The organism is Kutzneria kofuensis (assembly GCF_014203355.1).
GTDB lineage: Bacteria > Actinomycetota > Actinomycetes > Mycobacteriales > Pseudonocardiaceae > Kutzneria > Kutzneria kofuensis.
Genome location: NZ_JACHIR010000001.1, coordinates 2872880 through 2891214, shown reverse-complemented (window position 1 = coordinate 2891214; position 18335 = coordinate 2872880). Strand labels below are relative to the sequence as shown.

The 18335-nt window shown below is 67.0% G+C and carries 15 protein-coding genes and 1 pseudogene; 5 read left to right on the top strand and 11 right to left on the bottom strand.

Features of this window, described 5'->3' with window-relative positions; genetic code table 11:
- Positions 1 to 100 precede the first annotated feature (100 nt).
- Positions 101 to 1015 (bottom strand): dienelactone hydrolase family protein, encoded by a 915-nt coding sequence (locus BJ998_RS13085; protein ID WP_184861543.1) that lies wholly within the window; start codon positions 1013 to 1015, stop codon positions 101 to 103.
- Between the two features lie 69 nt (positions 1016 to 1084).
- Entirely contained in the window at positions 1085 to 2551 is a 1467-nt protein-coding gene (locus tag BJ998_RS13080; protein ID WP_184861541.1) for a family 43 glycosylhydrolase, read from the bottom strand.
- 616 nt (positions 2552 to 3167) lie between these two features.
- Between BJ998_RS13080 and BJ998_RS13075 the strand changes: the two genes are divergently transcribed.
- On the top strand, positions 3168 to 4205 hold the full coding sequence (locus BJ998_RS13075) for an SGNH/GDSL hydrolase family protein (RefSeq protein ID WP_246488582.1): 1038 nt from the start codon (positions 3168 to 3170) through the stop codon (positions 4203 to 4205).
- 302 nt (positions 4206 to 4507) lie between these two features.
- Here the strand turns inward: BJ998_RS13075 and BJ998_RS13070 are convergent, their stop codons facing one another.
- The 8 genes from BJ998_RS13070 to BJ998_RS13035 all read right to left on the bottom strand — a co-directional run bounded on the left by BJ998_RS13070 (position 4508) and on the right by BJ998_RS13035 (position 14718).
- Entirely contained in the window at positions 4508 to 5716 is a 1209-nt protein-coding gene (locus BJ998_RS13070) for a glycoside hydrolase family 5 protein (protein ID WP_184861538.1), read from the bottom strand.
- A 20-nt stretch (positions 5717 to 5736) separates the two neighbouring features.
- Positions 5737 to 6732 carry a rhamnogalacturonan acetylesterase gene (locus tag BJ998_RS47430; RefSeq protein ID WP_184861536.1) on the bottom strand — a complete coding sequence of 332 codons (996 nt, stop codon included), beginning with the start codon at positions 6730 to 6732 and terminating at the stop codon, positions 5737 to 5739.
- Positions 6729 to 7022, bottom strand: a complete 294-nt coding sequence (locus tag BJ998_RS13060) for a twin-arginine translocation signal domain-containing protein (protein WP_184861534.1) — start codon at positions 7020 to 7022, stop codon at positions 6729 to 6731. The genes BJ998_RS47430 and BJ998_RS13060 overlap by 4 nt, the downstream gene beginning before the upstream one ends.
- A gap of 12 nt (positions 7023 to 7034) precedes the next feature.
- Complete coding sequence (locus tag BJ998_RS13055) at positions 7035 to 9167, bottom strand: hypothetical protein (RefSeq protein WP_184861533.1); 2133 nt, start codon at positions 9165 to 9167, stop codon at positions 7035 to 7037.
- 5 nt (positions 9168 to 9172) lie between these two features.
- On the bottom strand, positions 9173 to 10234 hold the full coding sequence (locus BJ998_RS13050; RefSeq protein WP_312890081.1) for a glycosyl hydrolase 53 family protein: 1062 nt from the start codon (positions 10232 to 10234) through the stop codon (positions 9173 to 9175).
- A 26-nt stretch (positions 10235 to 10260) separates the two neighbouring features.
- The gene (locus BJ998_RS13045) at positions 10261 to 11580 is read right to left on the bottom strand and encodes a right-handed parallel beta-helix repeat-containing protein (RefSeq protein WP_184861530.1); all 1320 of its coding nucleotides are present in this window, start codon (positions 11578 to 11580) and stop codon (positions 10261 to 10263) included.
- Positions 11581 to 11591: 11 nt separating this feature from the next.
- Positions 11592 to 13586, bottom strand: coding sequence for a glycoside hydrolase family 2 TIM barrel-domain containing protein (locus tag BJ998_RS13040; RefSeq protein ID WP_312890080.1), 1995 nt, complete (start codon positions 13584 to 13586; stop codon positions 11592 to 11594).
- A gap of 79 nt (positions 13587 to 13665) precedes the next feature.
- Positions 13666 to 14718, bottom strand: coding sequence for a rhamnogalacturonan acetylesterase (locus BJ998_RS13035; protein WP_184861527.1), 1053 nt, complete (start codon positions 14716 to 14718; stop codon positions 13666 to 13668).
- Positions 14719 to 15441: 723 nt separating this feature from the next.
- On the opposite strand from BJ998_RS13035, the gene BJ998_RS13030 reads away from it, so the two are divergent.
- The 3 genes from BJ998_RS13030 to BJ998_RS47425 all read left to right on the top strand — a co-directional run bounded on the left by BJ998_RS13030 (position 15442) and on the right by BJ998_RS47425 (position 17125).
- A complete protein-coding gene (locus BJ998_RS13030) occupies positions 15442 to 16473 on the top strand; it encodes a LacI family DNA-binding transcriptional regulator (RefSeq protein ID WP_312890079.1) in 1032 nt (343 codons plus the stop codon).
- On the top strand, positions 16470 to 16796 hold the full coding sequence (locus tag BJ998_RS13025) for a hypothetical protein (protein ID WP_184861525.1): 327 nt from the start codon (positions 16470 to 16472) through the stop codon (positions 16794 to 16796). The genes BJ998_RS13030 and BJ998_RS13025 overlap by 4 nt, the downstream gene beginning before the upstream one ends.
- Before the next feature lie 119 nt (positions 16797 to 16915).
- Positions 16916 to 17125, top strand: a complete 210-nt coding sequence (locus BJ998_RS47425) for a hypothetical protein (protein WP_246488581.1) — start codon at positions 16916 to 16918, stop codon at positions 17123 to 17125.
- Here BJ998_RS47425 and BJ998_RS13015 read toward each other — a convergent pair.
- The gene (locus BJ998_RS13015) at positions 17115 to 17306 is read right to left on the bottom strand and encodes a hypothetical protein (protein WP_184861521.1); all 192 of its coding nucleotides are present in this window, start codon (positions 17304 to 17306) and stop codon (positions 17115 to 17117) included. The genes BJ998_RS47425 and BJ998_RS13015 overlap by 11 nt on opposite strands.
- Before the next feature lie 165 nt (positions 17307 to 17471).
- On the opposite strand from BJ998_RS13015, the pseudogene BJ998_RS13010 reads away from it, so the two are divergent.
- A pseudogene (locus BJ998_RS13010) lies at positions 17472 to 18290 on the top strand (IS256 family transposase); the annotation flags it as partial.
- Positions 18291 to 18335: the final 45 nt, after the last annotated feature.

The following is an 18335-nucleotide window of genomic DNA, read 5'->3' as shown; positions in this document are numbered from 1 at the left end:
GTGACGGTCGCGCGCTGGAACTCCTGCCGCGCGACGAGGTCCTTGGCGACCTGCCCGCGGCACCCGCGTCGGCGTTCGACGCGGATGCCGCCGCTGGTCGTCAGATGTTGGGGCACTTGGGCTGGTAGATGGAGATCTTGGACGGGTCAGGCAGCTTCGGGCACAGGAACTGCTCGTACCGGTTGTCACTGTCGACGAAGATCTTCAGCCACGGGATGATGAGCTTCATCTGGACATTGTTCGGGTGTGTGTAGAACAGGTGGTCCGCACCGCTGATCTGGGCGAATGCGCTCTTGGTCGCCGACGGCATGGTGGCGTACAGGCCGGCCAGCATCGACGGGGTCACCGTCGGGTCCTTCTGGCCGCCGAGTACCAGTGTCGGGACGCGCTCGCTGGACATGTTCTGCGACGGGGAGAACGGCGCGAGCCCGATCCCGGCCTTGAGCGAGGGCCGGTGCTCAGTCGCGTAGACCATGCCGCCGCCGCCCATCGAGTGCCCCATCACCGACAGCCGGTTCGGGTCGACCCGGTTCTTCACCGGGCTTCGGGTGGTCAGCCAGTCCAGCGCCGCCAGCAACTGCTGGCCGCGGGCGGTGTCCCAGTCGTTGGGGCTGTTGGTCTCGATGCAGATCACCACGAAGCCGAAGGACGAGAGCCACGGCCCCATCCAGGCCTCTTCCTTGGCGCATTTCGCGGTGTAGCCCGGGACGATAGCCAGCGCCCCCCAGGTGCCCTGGCTGGTGTCGGTCGGGTAGTACACCATGCCGCCGTTGAAACCGTTGCCCGGCGACACGTTCTGCTGCGCGGTGGCGAAAGGGCCCCGGGACGCCTCGATCACGGCGAGGGTGGGATTGGGACCGCGTTGGGTGCTCTTGACGGACACGGTCGCCGGGCTTGAGGCGGACGGCTGGGCTGCGGCCGGACCGGCCACGGCCAGCGCCGCGGTCGAGGCGAGCAGGCCGGCGGCCAGCACGGCCCCGATCGGCCGGGACCAGCGTGCCTTGTGATGTCGCATTGCCTTACTACCTCCTGAGATATCGCCGTGGCAGGGGGTTGGCGGTGTCGTGATCGGACGGTCCGTCGTCTAGCCGGCTCGGACCAGGCTGAAGTCGTCGACGTTCACCCAGTTGTTCGCGTTCGCCTCGGATGACACTCCGACCTGGATCGACCCGGTGGTGACGGTGATGCCGGTAATGCTGACCTCCGTCCAGCTGCCGATCGACTGGTTGATCGAGTGGTCCAGCTCGCTTGCGCCGAAGTTCTTGGCGAAGATGTTCGCCGCCTTCTGTCCGCCGCTGCTCTGGACCCAGGCTGACAGCGTGTAGGTGCCGTTGGGCAGCGAGATGTTCTGGTACATGCTGGCGTTGTAGGCGGAGGAGGAACGCTGCGACAGCGCCCAGCGGCCCGTGTGGCCGCCGAGGTGGTTGCCGTTCGCGGTGCCGGAGTTCGTCCAGCCGGCCAGCGTGGTCTGCGCGACCCGGTCGGCCTCGGCGCTCGGATTCAGCACGTAGTTGTTGCCGCTGCCGACCGACCACGTCCCCGAGGCCGCATCGACGTTCCACTGGCTCAGCGAATGGAAGACCGGTGTCTTGCCGTTGAAGGTGATCGGCAGCCAGTCGTTGTAGCCGAGGCCGTTGCCGGCGAAGTCGCTCCAGCGGTCGCCGCCGAACATGACGAACGAGCCCGCCGAGCCGGTCACGGTGAACGCGAGACCGGTCTGGGTCACGTGCGAGAAGTCGGCGTCCGTGCCCTGTAGCACGAACTCGGAGGAGTAGCCGCTGGAGATGTTCGACGAGGTGATGCAGTACGTGTGGGAGGCGTTCCAGCCGTGCAGATCCGAGGAACAGAAGTAGTAGGTGCCGTCGTGCTTGAACATGATGTTGCCCTCGCGGCCGCCCGAGGAGCTGTTGGCGATGTTCACGGCCGTGTCGACGTGCAGGAAGTCGGAGGTGCGCAGCGGGGCGACATACAGGTGGGAGCGGCCGCTCTTGTTGCTGAAGGCCAGGTAGGCCTTGCCGTCGTCGTCGGTGAACAGCGACTGGTCGCCGGACATGCCGGTGCTGACGTTGGCGATGTTGGACTGGGTGCCTGCCTTGGTGAAGTGGCCGTTGGGTGTGCTGCTCGTGGCGAACACGAGTTCGCTGTTGAGTTGGGAGATCAGCACGTACTTGCCGGTGGTGGGGTTGTGGGCCACGCCTATCCGGCCGACCCAGCCGCCGCCGATGTCCGAGGTGGTCAGCGCGTTGCCCTCGAACTTCCAGTGGGCCAGGTCGGTGGAGGAGTAGATGGTGATGGCGCTGAAGGAGGTGTCGCCGTTCTTGCCCTTGGCGGGGTTGTTGTAGTAGGTGACCGCCCCGTTGTACTTTGCGCCGTACCAGTAGTACGTGGCGCCGACCTTCAGCACCCCGCCGCCCTGGGAGTAGATCGGGTTGCCGGTCGTGTCCTTCCAGAAGACGTCGTTCTGGACCGTCGATGCGGTGGCGTCCTGTGCCGCCGGGGTGGCGGCGCTTGCGGCGGTGGCGTTGCCGAGGAACGTCAGGGTGGCGATCATGGGGAGAAGTAGCGAAAGGATCCTCCGGATGGGTGTCTTCCTTGGCATTTCACGTCCTCTGCTGTCGATGGCCTCGGCGTCACGGTGTGTGTGTGTGTGGGGCGCCGGTGGCGAGGCGGGCAGTGCTGGAAAGCGCTTACCTGACCTGAGGGCATCCAATCCCGTCTCCGAGATCATTTCAAGGCTTGAGGTCCGTCGCTCGAGAACGTGCCTGGTGACCACTTGCCTGCCTTGACCTCGGGATGGTGGCACGCGGCGATGCCTTGAGCGCAGATATGCTTCACACCAGGGGTTTCAGGCCCGCTCACACCCGGAATAGGTCGCCGGGCCGACGCCATCGTCTCGAGCTGCCACGCCGAATTCGCTGAGACCCCGTGGATCCAACTGAAACTTTCAGCGTGGAGCTGTGTCCACTTCGGCCGATGACGCACATGTCTGCGGTCACACGGATTGCGTGTCGGTCCCGCCGCAACCACTGGCCACCGGCATGGATGCCCATGCCCGCATGGGCATCCGACGCCGAGGGCGTCGCATCCGCTTGTGCCGGCGAGCTTCGACGTCGACGCGGTTTTGTCGCGCCGTCAGTAATCTCCTCCGCACGCGCTGAACTGTCCCCTTGAGCAGAAGTGAGAAGACCATGCCGCTCAACACGAAGTCGCGAGCCGTGACGCTCGCGGTGGCGCTCGTGGCCGCGATGACCGCGGCCGCTCAGCCGGCCTCGGCCGCCACCGGTGACGGCTCACCCACGGACTCCAACATCAGGTACTTCGGGCGCTGGGACACCAGTACGCCGGGCACGTACGTGTCCGAGTGGGCCGGCGCGTACGTAGTGCTCGGTTTCACCGGCACCACGGTGAAACTGCGCCAGCGCAACAGCGTCGACCTGTACACCAGCATCGACGGCGGCGCGTGGGCGTCGCACCCGAACGTCCACGGGACAGTGAACCTGACCTCGACCCGGTTGCCCGCTGGCACGCACACGCTGCGGGTGGCCTACCGTCAGGTCTCGGGTTCCTACCACGGCGACGGTGTCTTCCAGGGCGTGATCCTGGACTCCGGCGCGCACACCGTGGCGCCGAGCGTGCCGTCCCGGATCATCGAGTTCATCGGCGACTCGATCACGGCGGGCTACCACACGTCCAAGGAGGCGCTGACCGCGTACGGCTGGGTGACCGCGGAGAAACTGCACGCCGCGCACACCGAGATCGCCCGCCCCAGCGTCTGCCTCTACCCGACCTCCGACGGGTGCATCGGCATGCGGGACCGGTTCCTCAAGACCGGCATGGAGACCAGCACGCCGGACTGGGACTTCTCCCGTTACCAGGCCAGCGACGTCGTGATCAACCTCGGCACCAACGACCAGACGCACAAGGTGTCCGGCGCCCAGTTCCAGAACGCGTACATCACCCTGCTGGAGCGGCTCCGCGCGAAGTACCCGAACACCACCATCTACGCGATGGAAACCTTCCGCAAGTACTATGTCAACGAGACGAAGGCCGCTGTCACCGCCCGAAACAAGGCCGGTGACGGCAAGGTGCGGTACATCGACACCGAGGGCTGGATCAACACGGCCACCGACACCATGGACGGCATCCATCCCAGTGACGCCGGCAACCAGAAGATCGCGGCCCGGCTCGCCCCGGTTCTCGGGTGAACACCTGGCACCGCGGGGCTGGTCAGCCGTGGCCCGGACGTCGACGTTCAGCGCCGAGGAGTCGTTGGCGCTGAACAGCGTTCCCGGTGCAGCGGGTTGGCAGCGGTCGGCGCTACGAAACCAGCGGTGGGAAACACGTCCTGGCGGCTGTGCTCGAAACGAGAAGTCGGAGAGGCCGGGCCCGTGGACTACGGGCCCGGCCTCTCCGACTTCGCCGCACTGTGGTGGCGAGGTCGATCTAACGCGTTCCCGTTTCGCGGCCTGGGAAGCGCATTCCACCATGGTCGATCCGTGCGGCGCGCTCAACTACCGCCGACGCCGCTCATGATGGCGTCGATGATGCTCTGGTGGGTCACCGTGTCGGACCTTCGGTCGAACAGCCCGAACCCGTACCTTCCGTTTCCGCCGTCGTCCCAGTAGACGGTGGCCGCCCCATATTTCTTGGCGGTGGCCACGACAGCGCGCGCAAAGTCGGCACGATACCTGTTGTTCGACGAGTCGAACGACGACTTGTCGATCGAACCGTATTCGCCGACAACTACCGGATATCCCTTCGTGACAAATTTGTCGTGCATCGATTTCAGCTGCGCATCCAGGTAGTCCTCCTGTCCCCAGGTGGACTTCTTTGATGGATTCGTCGCTCCCCGTCCCCATTGCGTGATGGTGCCGCTTTGGTCTCCGGCGAAGTCCCAGGGGGCGTAGTAGTGAACGGAGATCATGATACGCTGTTCACCGCTGGGAATGGAGGGGGATCGGTACTGGTCGGCGGGCAGCGTGAAGCCGTAGTTCCCTGCGGTGTAATCGATGTTGGTGTTCCAGCCGGCGATGAGCAGCCATCGCGAACTGTTGTTTCCGCCGGTCTTCCGCACGGTGTCCACGAAGATCTGGTCGTAAGCATTGATGTTCGAGTAGCACGGCTGGGTCGGACGGCCGTATTGCCCGTCGAACTCTTCGTTCATGGACTCCAGGATCAGGCGTTGGTCGTAGTTCTGGAACCTGTAGGCAATTTGTTGCCAGACCTTCTGGTACGTGGCCCTGATCGTCGCCTGGGCGGTCGAGTCGCAGATCAGCCAGGAGCCGTTGACGGTCTTGTAGCCGTCGCCATGCATGTTGATCAGCACATGCAGGCCGCGGTTATAAGCATAGTTGACGACTTGCTGGATTCGGTTCAGCCACGCAGTGTTGATCGTGTAATCTGGACCGGGGCCAATGTTCTTCAGATAGGAGACCGGGATTCGTATCGTCTTGAACCCTGCCGCCTTTACTTTGTCGATTAGGGCTTGTGTTACGGTTGGCTGGCCCCACGCTGTTTCGCTTGGATATCCGTTGGCGTTGGCTTCCAGCTGGTTGCCCAGGTTCCAGCCCGCACCCATGTCGGCAACGATCTGCGAAGCGCTCGACCGTGGCGTGGTTGTGGCCGAAGCCTGGTGTGCCAAGCCGGACGCGGATGCGGCAACCGTCAGCGTGACGGCAAGTAAAATGGATCTGATCTTCCGTGCTTGTGAAGTCATGGATATTTCCTTTCTCTCGGTCAGCGCAGGAAGGCGGCGGCGGGTAGGTGGGCGTCGGCGATGCCGCGCGTGACGAGACCGGCCATGACCGTCGCCCCGTACTCGGAGAAGTGCGCAGCGTCCTGCACGCCGTCGTGGGCGACGGTCAGGTACAGCGGCCAGGAAGCAGCTTCGCCCAACCGCTCCAGCAGGGCCTGGCTGCGCGCGGTGAGGTCGATCAGCGGCAGGTGCAGCTCGCCGGCCAGGGAGCGGATCACCGCGGGCAGGTCGACGCCGAGGTTGTTGACGATCAGGCCGGTCGGCGTGAGTTCGCCGTGCGAGTCGAACAGGTGCCGCACTGGCGGGGTGACCAGGACCGGCGTGCCGCCGCGTTGCTTCACGCCGTCGACGAGCTTGCGCAGGTTGGCCCGGAACGTGGCTTCGGTCGTGGTCTTGTCATTGTGCGCCAGTTGAATCAGGACCTCGTCGCCCGGCCTGATCAGGGGTTGCACGGTGGCGAACAGCTTGGGGTTGCTCAGCCAGCTGCCGGTGCTCTCGCCGGAGTCGGCGTAGTTGGCCACCACGATGCCGGGGCGCAGCAGCTGGGGCAGCTCCTGGGCCCAGCCGCGTTTGGGGCCGTTGAGCCAGTCCGAGGCGGTGGAGTCGCCGACCACGAACAGACGGGGGTGACGGGCCGGTGTCACGGTCACTTTGGTCGCGGCCGGGTGGCCGCCGGTGAGGCGGACCTGCAGCCCCGGGGTGCCGGTTCCTTCTTCGCCGGTGGGCATGCTCTCCGGGTTGCGCACGTTCACCGACAGCATCTCTTGGCGGAGCTCGCCGGCGCGGGTGCTGACCGGGGCGAGCATCGTGCGGCGCGCTTCCATCTGGATGCCGGTCTGCGCGGCGGCGGTGCCGCTGCCCAGGGTGACGGTGACGTCGTAGTCGCCGGGCGGGACGTTGAAGGAATACGAGGTGGCGGCGGGGGAGGTGGTGAGCACGGACACAAGGGCCACGGCGCTGACGAGCGGGGTGATCACGGGGCCTCCTGGGGGGCGATGGCGAGTAAGGCGATGTAGGCCAGCGTGCGCTGGGCGAAATCGTTGGTGGCGAACGTGGCGAAGTCGCCGGCCGGGTTCGAGGTGCCCCGGGTCGGGATCTCGTCGACCGGCACGGGAACCGCCGTGCCTGACGGGGCCGGCGGCGGGCCGTCCATCCAGTGCAGGTCCGCCGATGGTGTGGTCGGTGTCGCGGCCGACGGCACACCTAGCCCGGCGGCCGCGGCCGTCGCGCCGGTGCCGGCCAGGAAGGTTCGTCTCGGGAACGGCATCGGCGGCCTTTCCTAGTGAGTGAGCATGATGACGGCGCTGTGGTCGGCTCCCGGCGTGACGGTCACCGTGAACAGGTGGGTCGCCGGGTCGTAGTGCACCGCGCCGACCGTGCCACCGGTGGCCGTCGGCGCGCTCGGGGCGTAACCGTGCAGCGTCACCGACTTCTCGTTCGCCGCGAAGCTGACGGTGGCCCGCACGGTCCCGCTGTCGGACAGCTGGGTGATGCGCTTGCCGCCCAACGACACGAACTTGCCGGCGTCACCGAGGAACGCGATACCGGACGGGCCGACCGGCGCGGCCACGTAGTACGAGCCGTTGGCGTCGACTGTGTCGGTGAATGTCGCACCGGCCGACATCAGCCGGCCGGACCCGGTGAAGTAGTTGTACACATAGGACGCACCGGCGATGCCGTGGTCGTTGGGGCGGAAGCTGACCGACTGCGAGCCGCCGTTACGGGCGTAGGCGAAGAAGTACCCGTCCCGCAGTCCATTGTGGTCGCTGTGCGTGACGGCGACCATCGGCGGCGTGCCACCTTGGGCCATCGCCGGATAGACCGAGTCCACGGGCACGATCGGCACGTCCGGCTTGACGATCACACCGTCCGACCGGACGCTGTGCAGCAGGTTCGTCGTGTTCTCCTTGCCGATCGCGTCCCCGACGCCGACCATGCCGCCGGACAGCGTGGCCAACAGCAGGTTGCTGGTCTCGTTGCTCAGGAACACGTCGCTCCACGGCCACTCGCCGAGCGCGCCGGCCAGCCGCGAGCCGAACAAGAACGTGTCCCACTTCGATCGTTCGAACCGGTCCTCGTTGACCCGCGCGGTCTGGACGTTCTGGTAGCGCGTGCTCTGCAGGTTGTTCCACGGCAACGCCATGCAGTACTGCACGCTGACGTTCTTCGCCGCCGCCGAGTTGGCCATGTTGCCCGTGAACGCGTCGGGATCGGTGAGGTTGTACCGGGGCTGCGCGCCCGACGACAACCAGTCCTGCTCGTACGTCGCCACGCCGGCGTCGGCGAGGTAGTTCATGGTGCTGTTCCAGAACGCCGGATCGGTCACCACGTCGCCGGACATCGTGTACTGCTGCCGATACGGACTGGCGGCGTCGATCCACCGCGCGTGGGTGACCAGCGGCAGTCCGAGCTGCTTCTGGAACGCGGCCAGGCCGTTCAGGAACAACTCCGGCGCCGCCTGGTAGCGATACTCGCCGCCGCGGTCGGTCCCGTTGCCCTGCCAGCTGTTCGACGACCCCTTCGGATACCACCAGCTGTCCAGCTGGAGATAGCCCAGCGGGACACCACGGGAGGCGAAGTCCTTGGCCACGGCGGTCAGCGTGCCCGCATAACCCTTCGAGGTGTCGTACTTGTAGTAGTAGCTCGCGCCGTTGTCCGTCCAGTAACCCAGGTTGTTCAGCGTGACGCCGGCGTCGTTGGGGATGGGCCGCTTGCCGCCCAACGCCGTCAGTGCCGAGCCCCAGGTGGTGAACGTTGCGTTGATGCCCTGACCGGCGACCAGCATCGTGCGATGGGTGAACCCGGCCGGCAGGGTCGTCACGCCGGAGGTGATCCCGTTGGCCACGGTGTTGGCGCCCCGGGTCAGGTTGGCCACCGCGAAGTTGTCCGCGGCGGACACCAGAAACCCGTTGTCGTGGCCGTCGAAGCTCACCAGCGGGCTGTCCGGCGCCAGCGAGCCGTTGAACTGGTACGGCGAGAACTGCTTGTGCTGGAACGACTCCCGGTACGGCAGCGCGGGCGTGGTCAGCGCCGGGAACGTCGCCGCGGCGCTGTTGGCCGCGGCGGACTGGTTGGTCGCGCTGAAGAGCACGACCGGCGCGTTCTGGTACACCCGGATGCTGGCGGTGCGCGGCACGCCGTCGGTGTAGCCGAAGGTCACCTGCTGGTACCCGCCGATGGAGTCGCTCCCGGCGGTGTTGCTCCGGCTGGTCAGCGGGTGGCCGACGGTCCCGCTGAACGTCCAGTCGGCGGGCTGCCGGGTGCGGATCTGGTAGCTGCCGTCGGTGTTCACGGTAGCGGTGATCCCGGACGCCTTGACGGCGGTCTGCGCGGGCCGGGCGCTGGCAGCGCCTTGCGTCACGACGAGACCGACCGCCAGCAGCACGGCCACCCGCGTCCCGAACCTGGTCATCGTGCTCATACCTGCTTGAACCCGTCCATGATCGCGGTGGGCTGGCGGGTCGAGGAGTTCCAGGCGCCGTTGCCGTAGCCGGTGAACGGCGACATGCACTCGGGCTCCCAGTAGAACAGGCCCTGCCCGCCGTTGCTCTTGAGCGCCTTGAGGTAGGCCACCAGCGCGGACTCGGTGGCGGAGACCTTGCTCACGGGTCCGCCGAACTCGGTCTGCATGAACGGCTTGTGGTAGGCGTCGGAGATCTTCTTCATGTTGCCGACGATGCCGCCGGCCAGGCTGGCGCTGCCGTAGGAGGAGAACACGGACATGTCCCACTTGCCGCCGTTGCCGGAGTAGCGGCTGAAGAACGTCTGCATCGAGTCGTACTTCTGCGGCTGGGCCAAGTGGATGCACACGGTCGTGCTCGGCGACACCTGCTTGACCTGGTTGTACGCGGCGTTGAGCAGGCCGGTCATCTGGCCCGGGTTGGAGACGCTGCCGACGGGGTGGCAGATGCCGCTGTTGATCTCGTTGCCGATCTGCACCCAGGTGGGCAGCACGTCGTTGCTCTTCATGACGTTCATGCTCTGGTTGACGTAGCTGTTCATCGCCGAGAGCATCTGGCTGTAGCTCATGTTCTTCCAGGCCCCGGGCGGGTTCTGCACGCCGACGGAGTTCCAGGTGTCGCCGAACATGTAGTCCAGCATGATCGACATGCCGGCGTCCTTGATCTTTTTCGCGAACGCCGCCACCTCGGCGATGCTGCAGTGGCCGTTGGCGGGGTCGCCGCTGGGGTTGACGAACGTGCGCAGCCGGACCGCGCTGATGCCGTAACCCTTGAGAATGGTCAGCAGGTCCTGGCTCTGCCCGCTGGCGTTCTTCCAGCTGTAGCCGTGGGCCTGCATCTGCGGCGCCCAGCTGATGTCGACGGCCTTGAAGAAGGTGGTCGCGGCGGGAGCGGCCGGCGCGGCGGCGGCCAGCGCCCGGGGCAGGGCGCTGGTGCCGAGCACGAGCGCGCCGGCGCCGGCGGCCGCGCCGAGCAGCAGGCTGCGCCGCCCCAGTTGGGTCTCGGGCTTGTCGTTCACGGTGAGCTCCTTGTCTGGCAGGGGGATCAGGACTCGAAGGCGCCGAGGTCCGGCGCCCGCCCGTTGTACGGCAGGCCGACGTTCGTGCCCTTGTCGATGAGGCCGCTGGTGGCGGCGAGGCGGAAGTTGGGCAGCACGGGCAGGCTGCCGTCGGCCTGCCGGGGCGCGTCCCAACCGGACGTCGACACGCTGCGGAACTGGGCGTCGGACAGGGAGACGCCCAGGTTCCAGGAGTTGTACGAGGCGCTGGTGCCGGACATGTTCGACAACAGGGTGCCGGTGTAGGCGATGTTGTTGCGCAGGTTGCCCAGGCCGACGGCCGCGCCGCTGCTGTTCACGCCGAGCATGTTGAAGTCGGGGTGGTTGCCGTAGCTGGTGTTGTTGAAGTAGTCGTTGGCCAGCGTGTGGTGGTTGGCGTAGAAACCGGACGCCTTGTTGTTGAACGCCACCGAGTTCCGGATGGTGTGCTTGGCGCCGTTCGAGACGTACTTGCCGCCGTAGCCGCCCATCTTGAAGCCGTTGCCGTTGCCGGACGAGGTGTTCGTGCCCGGGATGTAGCCGTTGTGCCAGGCCCAGGAGTTCTCGATGGTCACCGACGAGAAGGCGTTGATCAGGTCGAACCCGTCGTCGGAGTTGTTCCAGGCGCGGCAGCCGCGGAACACGTTGCCCGGATGGTTGGCCGAGATGTGCGCGCCGAAGCCGTCGGCGCTCTCGCCGGCCCCGTTGGAGGTGTGCGGGTCGTAGTTGTCGTGCGAGTCGGAGTTCAGCACGACGTTGCCGCCGCCGTCCTGGATGAACAGGCCGGGCCCCATGTTGTGGTGGGCGTTGATCAGTTCGAAGACGTTGTCGCTGCCGGACACCCAGATGCCCCACGACTCGTGGTTGAGGTTGTTGTTCTGCGGAACGCCCGTGACTTCCAGGCCCTTGATGTGGATCCAGTCGCCGGTGACGTCGAAGCCCTTGATGCGGCAGTTGTCCTTGACCCGGGAGAAGTCGAAGACGGGCTTCTCACCGGGATAGGCCACGTATTTGATCAGGTTGCCGGAACTGCCGCTGCGGCTCAGGGTGATCGCGTCGACCCGGTCGGTCTCGCTCTTGCAGCCGCTGTTGGCCCGTGAATAGGCGTAGGTGCCGCCCCGGAAGTAGACCGTGTCGCCGGCTTGCACGACGGCCTGGGCGTGGGCGATCGACGCCCAGGGCGCGGTTTGTGTCCCCGCGGCGCTGTCGTTGCCGCTCGGGGCGACGTAGTACGTCTTGCCGGCCGCCGGGCTGCCCACGGCCGCCGCACTGCCGACGACGGTGACCGCGATCGCCGTGACCGCGGAGAACAGCAGGGAACGCTTCATGAGCTCCTCCATCAGTCGCAACTGCCCGAGCACGGCACGAACGGGGCCGTGGTGCCGGTCAGGGTGGTCTTGCCCAGCGTCAGCCCGTTGGCGCTCGCGGTCACCGTGATGGTGCCCGCGCCGGTGGCCCGGACCAGTGCGTACGCGACGCCCTGGTACGCCTTCCTCGTGTTGCCGCGGAAGCTTTCCTGCGCCTGGCTGCCGCTGTCGACGGCCACGATCACGCCTGGTCCGCTGATGCTGAACGTGATCGGGGCAGCGGAGCTGGTCACGACCCGGCCGGAGCTGTCGGCGACGGTCGCCTTGACGTACGAGATGTCGTTGCCGTCGGTCGACACCGTGCCGTGGTCGGGTGAGAGCAGTACCCGGTTCGGCGTGCTGCCGGTCGGCGGCGGTGACGTCCGGGGCGCGCCCCAGGTGGTCTGCCACGAGTACCCGATCGGTCGCACCGTCCCGACCGCGTCCATCAGGCCGAAGCTGGTCTCGACGTTGGGCCACAAGCCGTCCGCCTCGCCGAGGTAGGCCGCGCCGGTCCAGATGAACAGGCCGGTGACGCCGGGGTTGTTCTTCACCGTCGTCCACGCCGACGTGTCGGTGCCCATCTCCGTGAACAGCCCCGGCCGCGCCGGCGACATGCCCATGGCCTTGATGACCTCGTCGGGCCGGTAGTTGCCGCCGAAGACGTCGAGGGTGGTCCGGGTGGCGCCGGTGACGTCACCGCTGTCGCCGGGCCGGAACAGCGCCTGGGTGACGGGCCGGCTCGGATCCAGGGCGTGCGAGATCGACACCATCTTGCTCAACAGCGGTGTCCGCGTCGAGATCGAGTCGCGGATCTCGTTGCCGGCACTCCACATCGCCACGCTGGGGTGGTTGCGGTCGCGCGCGACGATGCTGGTGGCGTCGACCTGGTACCACGGCGTCGAGCCGGTCGCGCCGGGCACGGCCGGCGTGCCCGTGGGGGAGGAGGCGGTCCGGTTGAAGTACGTCGCGTAGTCGCCGACGTCGGAATACTTGTGCTGGGTCCAGACGTCGAAGAACTCGTCCAGGACCAGGAAACCCATCCGGTCGGTGAGTTCGAGGAAGGCCGGACTCGGCGGGTCGTGCGCGGTGCGGATGGCGTTCACGCCGAGCGCCTTGAGCTCGGCCAGTCGCCGCTGTACGGCCCGTTGCGGGGCGGCCATGCCCAGTCCGTGGAAGTCCTGGTGCAGGGCGACACCCTGGAACTTCACGGACTTGCCGTTCAGCTTCATCCCCGCCGAGGGGCTGAAGGTCAGGGTGCGGATGCCGACCGGGGTGATGTCGTCGTCAACCGCCGTGCCGCCGACGATGACGTTGGTGGCCAACGAGAGCACGCCCAGCACGCTGACGCTCGCCACCGAACTGCCGCTGTTGACCACCGTGGTCTGCGCGTGGACGCCGGTAGCGTTCGGCGTGGTGACGTAGGTGGCCCATTGATCGACGTGCACCGGGTCCGTCGCGATGAGGCGGACGTCGCGGTAGATTCCGGCGCCGGTGTAGTACCGGGACGCCGGTTGCTGGCTGGTGTCGGTCTTGACGGCGATCACGTTGTCGGCGCCGAGGTTCGCCACGGCTGTGTTGTCATAGCGGAAACTGGTGTAGCCGTACGGGTGGGTGCCGATGAGCTTGCCGTTGACGTAGACGCTCGCGTCGGCCATGACGCCGTCGAACTCGACGAACACCTTGCGGGTGCCGGGTATCCCGGCGAGGGAGAGGTGCCTGCGGTACAAGCTGATTCCCGAGGGCAGGTAGCCGCCGTGCCCCGTGCTCGGGGCTGATTTGGCGAACGGGTTCGCCGGCGGGTTCGGGCCCTCGATGCTCCAGTCGTGCGGGACGCTGACCTTGCGCCAGTCGCTGTCGGGGTAGGTGGTCGCGTTGGCGCCGCTCGCGTCGCCGTAGTGGAACAGCCAGCCTGCATCGAAGTCACTGACCGTGCGCTGCCGGTTGACGGCGGCCGTGACCGGGGCGGCCCCAACCGGTGTCAACACCAGGCAAGCCAGCGCACAGGCGACGATTGTCCATGCTATGCCGCGGATAGTCATAACCGCTCCTTTGCGGTGTCGACCGTCAGCGCAGGTAGGCGGTCAGCGACAGGTTCAGCTCGCGAACGCCCTGCACCACAAGGTCGGCCATCTGCGTCGCGCCGTACTGGGAGAAGTGCGTGTTGTCGCTGACGCCGTCGGCGGCCTTGCTGAGGTAGATCTTCTGTGAGCCGGCCGGGCCAAGGCCCTGTACCAGGGCCTTGCTCTTGGCCGTCAGGTCGATCACCGGCACGTCCGCGCTCTTGCCGAGCGCGCGGATCACCGCCGGCAGGTCGACGCCCTTGTTGTTGACGTGCAACGCGGTCGGGGTGAGCGTGTTGCCGTTGAACAACCGCCGCACCGGCGGCGTCACGAGCACCGGGATGCCGCCGCGCTCGCGCACGCCGTTGACCATCGCGGCCAGGTTACTACGGAAAGCGCTTTCCGACGTGTCCTTGTCGTTGTGCCCGAACTGGATGAACACCAGGTCCTTGCTCTTGACCAGGGCCTTGAGCGTCGGGAACAACGCCTTGTTGGCCAGGAAGCTGCCGGAGCTCTCGCCGGAGTCCGCGTAGTTCGCGACGACGGCGCCGCTGCGCACGTCGGTCGGCAGGACCTGACCCCACCCCGTGTAGGGGGCGGTCGGCTGATCGCAGACGGTTGAGTCACCGGCCAGATAGGCCGCCAGTGGGGCATTGGCCTTGGTCACGGTCACGGATTTGATCGCGGGCGCGCTGCCGCCGAAGACGATGTCCAGGCCCGGGGTTCCGGTGCCGCCCTGACCGGTGGGTTGCCCCTCCGGAGTGCGCACGTTCACGGTGACCGTGGTGGGAACGACCTTGCCTGCGGCCGTCGCGACGGCGGTCAGGATCTGCCGGCGTGCCTCGACCGACATGGAGGTGTTGGCCGCCTTCGTGATACTGCCGAGTCCTACCGTGACGTCGTAGTTGCCCGGCGAGACGTCGAAGTGGCACTTGATCGGTCCGGTTCCGGAGCAGTGCGGGGGCAGGGCCTGTGGTGCGGCCGTGGCGAGCGGGGCGGGGAGCAGCACGGCCGCGGTCACGCCGGCCATGAGGATCGCGTGACGGTTGAGAGACATGGACTTCTCCTGTGGTGTCCGGTGTGGACTGCGCAATCGCGCGACGGAGTCCGGTGAGTCCGGGCGACACGTGCGGAGGAGGTTACCGTCGGTGTGAGCCGCCGCAAAAACGTTTCAACGCGCAAGGCCCGCTGGTCGACGGGACGCAAGGCGGTTCGGCGCCAGCCGGTGGCGTGCGAGCGTGGCCATTGTGGCCGGTGTTCAGTGGTGGCGGCCAGATTTCGACACCGTCGACGACGCGCGTGCCGTGGCGGCCGCGGGTTGGTGAAAGTTACAACCATCGAGGAGGCTGCAGCCCCCGTGCGGCTTCCGCGTCGACACGACGTGTCGACCCGTCGCTATGCCGATGAGATGACCTCAGCTTCGGTCCATGGATAGTCATCGGCTCGGTATGACGTGTTACCTCGTAGGGTTGCCTGTATGTCGAATATTCGACAGCCCGTGCGCCCGTCGAATTCATCGAACCCAGGGTGGATGAGCATATGTTGGTCTAGACCGGCCGGCGGCATCGGGGTCGGTTCTTGACCGGCTCGCAATCCCCGTGCCACAGTGCGATCGCTTGACACTGCGCCACCGGAGTGGTCACGCGGATCCGTCGAAAGGACTCCGTGAGCCATTCCCGTCGAGCAACCGCGCAACGACGCTCGGAAGGTCCCTGTTCATGCGAAAATCCCTGCTTTTCGCCCGGGCCGGCCTGGCCACCTCGTCCTGATCGGCCGAGAGGTGGACACTGCTGTGCTCAACCTGACCGATGTTCGACCGACGCTGGCGGACGTGGCCCATGCCGCCGGCGTCTCGCTGGCGACGGCATCCCGTGTGCTCAGCGGTTTCAACCACGTCCGGCCGGAGACGCGCCAACAGGTGGTGCAGGCGGTGCGCCGGCTCGGCTACGTCCGGCAGCGAGCCGGCCGGAGCGCACCCCGGCGCACCGGCCTGGTCGCCGTGACGGTGTGCGAGGATGGGGGACGGCTGTTCGCCGACCCGTATTTCGGCCGGATTCTGTGGGGCATCAATCGCGAACTGGCTGCGGCCGATCACCACTCCGTGCTGCTGACAATGGAACCGGTCCGCAACGGCAAGTTCCCGGCGATCGGTCACTTACGGGGTGAGCACGTCGACGGCGTGCTCATCGTGAGCATGCACGCGCGGCATGCGCCAGCACTGAGGCGGATTGATGTCCCGGTGGTCGGTGTCGGCCGGCCGGTGTGCGCCGATCCGGACCGCTACTCCTATGTGGACGCCGACAATCACGGCGGGGCGGGTCTCGCCGTCCGTCACCTGGTCGGGACCGGCCGGACCCGCATCGCCACCGTCGCCGGACCGAAGGACATGACCGCCGGGGTGGACCGGCTCGCCGGCTTCCGCGACGCGCTCACCGACACCGATGGCTTCGATCCGGGCCTGGTGGCACACGGCGATTTCCGCCTGCTGTCGGGGGAACACGCGGCACTGCGGCTGTTGGACCGGCGGCCCGACGTGGACGCGATCTTCGTGGCCTCCGACCTGATGGCGGTCGGCGTGTTGCGGGCGCTGCGGCGAACTGGGCGTCGGGTGCCCGACGACGTCGCCGTGATCGGTTTCGACAACGCTTCGATCGCGCGGACGACGGATCCGCCGCTGACGACCGTGGGGCAACCGGTCGAGGAGGTTGGCGCGCGGGCCGCACGTGAGCTCGTCGCACTCATCGACGGCACGGTGGTGGAGCACCGGCAGGCCGTGCTCGACACGGAGTTGGTGCTGCGCGAATCGGCATGACCGCCGCCCATCGGTTCGGTGGGGAGACACTCGGGCTCAACGAGCCGACCGCCGCCTTCGCCCCGGCCGTGATCACTGGGTGGGGCCTCGCCCGACCAGGCCGGTTTGGTACGCCAGCACGACCAGGCGTCGACGAGCAGACGAAACCGGACCCGCATCAACGGATGGTCGTCGGCCAGTCCAACCCTGATCCGCGTGCCGCGGTCATTGCTCATCTGCGGCAGGTCGACGAGCGGACCGTGATCCCGACCGGGAACTACTGCTACCAGGCCGACCCTGGACGCAACGCGATGTACCTGATCCTGCTCGCGCGGCTTTCTTGATCGCATCGGCCCGTGGACTGCTCCTTGGTGGATTCCGGCGAGGAGCAGTCCACGACATGGTTTAGCCGGCGTGGAAGACGTATGTGGTGATGCTTTGTGCTGGCAGGTTGAGGGAGGCGGTGCCCGCGGACATCGGCGGTAGCCCGATAGCGGCCATGTTCTCGCTGGCGCTGGTGCGGTACGCCATGGTCGCCGAGGCGCCGCTGGACGGCAGTCGCACGCTCACGGTCTGGGCACTGGCGTTGAGGTTGTTGACGACGAGCGTCCAGTTGCCGTCCAGCGATGTCGCCGTGACCTGCACGCCGCTCGGCGCGCCGGTCACCGGGTAGCGAACGGACCCGGGCGTACGAATTTGCTGTACTGGCCGAGCGTGTAGAACCGTTTGGTCGGGTACAGGTTCTGGTTGTGGTTGCTGGCGTAGTTCGGGTCGTAGTAGATCAGCCCGTCGTTGTAGCCCTTGCTGTTGATGGCGGTCGGGCAGGACGAGCTGCTGGCGGGGTTGCAGCCCATGACCTTGGACAGAGCGGTCGACCAGTGGAACGCCGAGTCGTTGGAGACCGCGAAGGAGCAATGCTTGAGACCTGTGGATCGGCCGGTGAAGGGCGTACCTTCCCGGTGATCGAGTAGAGGTCTCAAACAAGCCGACGTTGGCGCGTCGGTTGGGAAGGCACGCCCATGCTCACCGTAGTCCCTGACCCCGACGCCGGCGACAACGCCCGCCCGACGCCCAGCTCGCCGGCCTTGATCGACGAGATCGTCCGCGAAGGCGCCCGGCGGATGCTGGCCGAGGCTCTCAAAGCCGAGGTCGACGCCTACATCGCCGCGTTCGCCGAGGACCGCGACGAGCAAGGGCACCGCCTGGTCGTGCGCAACGGCCACCACCAGCCCCGCGAGGTACTCACCAGCGCCGGCGCGGTCGAGGTGACCGCGCCGCGGGTCAATGACAAACGCGTCGACCCCGACACAGGCGAGCGCAAGCGGTTCTCCTCGGCGATCCTGCCCGCATGGGCGCGCAAGACCCCGAAGGTCACCGAGGTGCTGCCGCTGCTGTACCTGCACGGCCTGTCCAGCGGGGATTTCGTGCCCGCGCTGGGGCAGTTCCTCGGCTCGGCCGCCGGGCTGTCCGCGCCGGTGATCACGAAGCTGACCGAGCAGTGGAAGACCGACCAGCGCGCCTTCGCCGAACGAGATCTGTCCGATGTGGACTACGTGTACCTGTGGGCGGACGGCATCCACGTCAACATTCGCCTCGAAGAGCACAAACTCTGTCTGCTGGTGATGATCGGCGTCCGCGCCGACGGCCGTAAGGAGTTGGTGGCGCTGGCCGACGGCTACCGGGAGTCGGTGGAGTCGTGGGCGGATCTGCTGCGGGACTGCAAACGGCGCGGGATGGGCGCGCCGGTGCTGGCCGCCGGTGACGGCGCGCTCGGGTTCTGGGGTGCCTTACGCGAGGTGTTCCCCGCTACCCGCGCGCAGCGGTGCTGGTTCCACAGAAGCCGTAAAAGATCAAGGCGTTGCTTTTTGATCTTGGTGTCGTTG

Coding starts and splice junctions, on each gene's coding strand:
- BJ998_RS13055 (WP_184861533.1), bottom strand. CDS start 9,167: ATGACCAGGTTCGGGACGCGGGTGGCCGTGCTGCTGGCGGTCGGTCTC.
- BJ998_RS13085 (WP_184861543.1), bottom strand. CDS start 1,015: ATGCGACATCACAAGGCACGCTGGTCCCGGCCGATCGGGGCCGTGCTG.
- BJ998_RS13035 (WP_184861527.1), bottom strand. CDS start 14,718: ATGTCTCTCAACCGTCACGCGATCCTCATGGCCGGCGTGACCGCGGCC.
- BJ998_RS13025 (WP_184861525.1), top strand. CDS start 16,470: ATGACCGCCGCCCATCGGTTCGGTGGGGAGACACTCGGGCTCAACGAG.
- BJ998_RS13070 (WP_184861538.1), bottom strand. CDS start 5,716: ATGACTTCACAAGCACGGAAGATCAGATCCATTTTACTTGCCGTCACG.
- BJ998_RS13080 (WP_184861541.1), bottom strand. CDS start 2,551: ATGATCGCCACCCTGACGTTCCTCGGCAACGCCACCGCCGCAAGCGCC.
- BJ998_RS13060 (WP_184861534.1), bottom strand. CDS start 7,022: ATGCCGTTCCCGAGACGAACCTTCCTGGCCGGCACCGGCGCGACGGCC.
- BJ998_RS13045 (WP_184861530.1), bottom strand. CDS start 11,580: ATGAAGCGTTCCCTGCTGTTCTCCGCGGTCACGGCGATCGCGGTCACC.
- BJ998_RS13015 (WP_184861521.1), bottom strand. CDS start 17,306: ATGGGCTGCAACCCCGCCAGCAGCTCGTCCTGCCCGACCGCCATCAAC.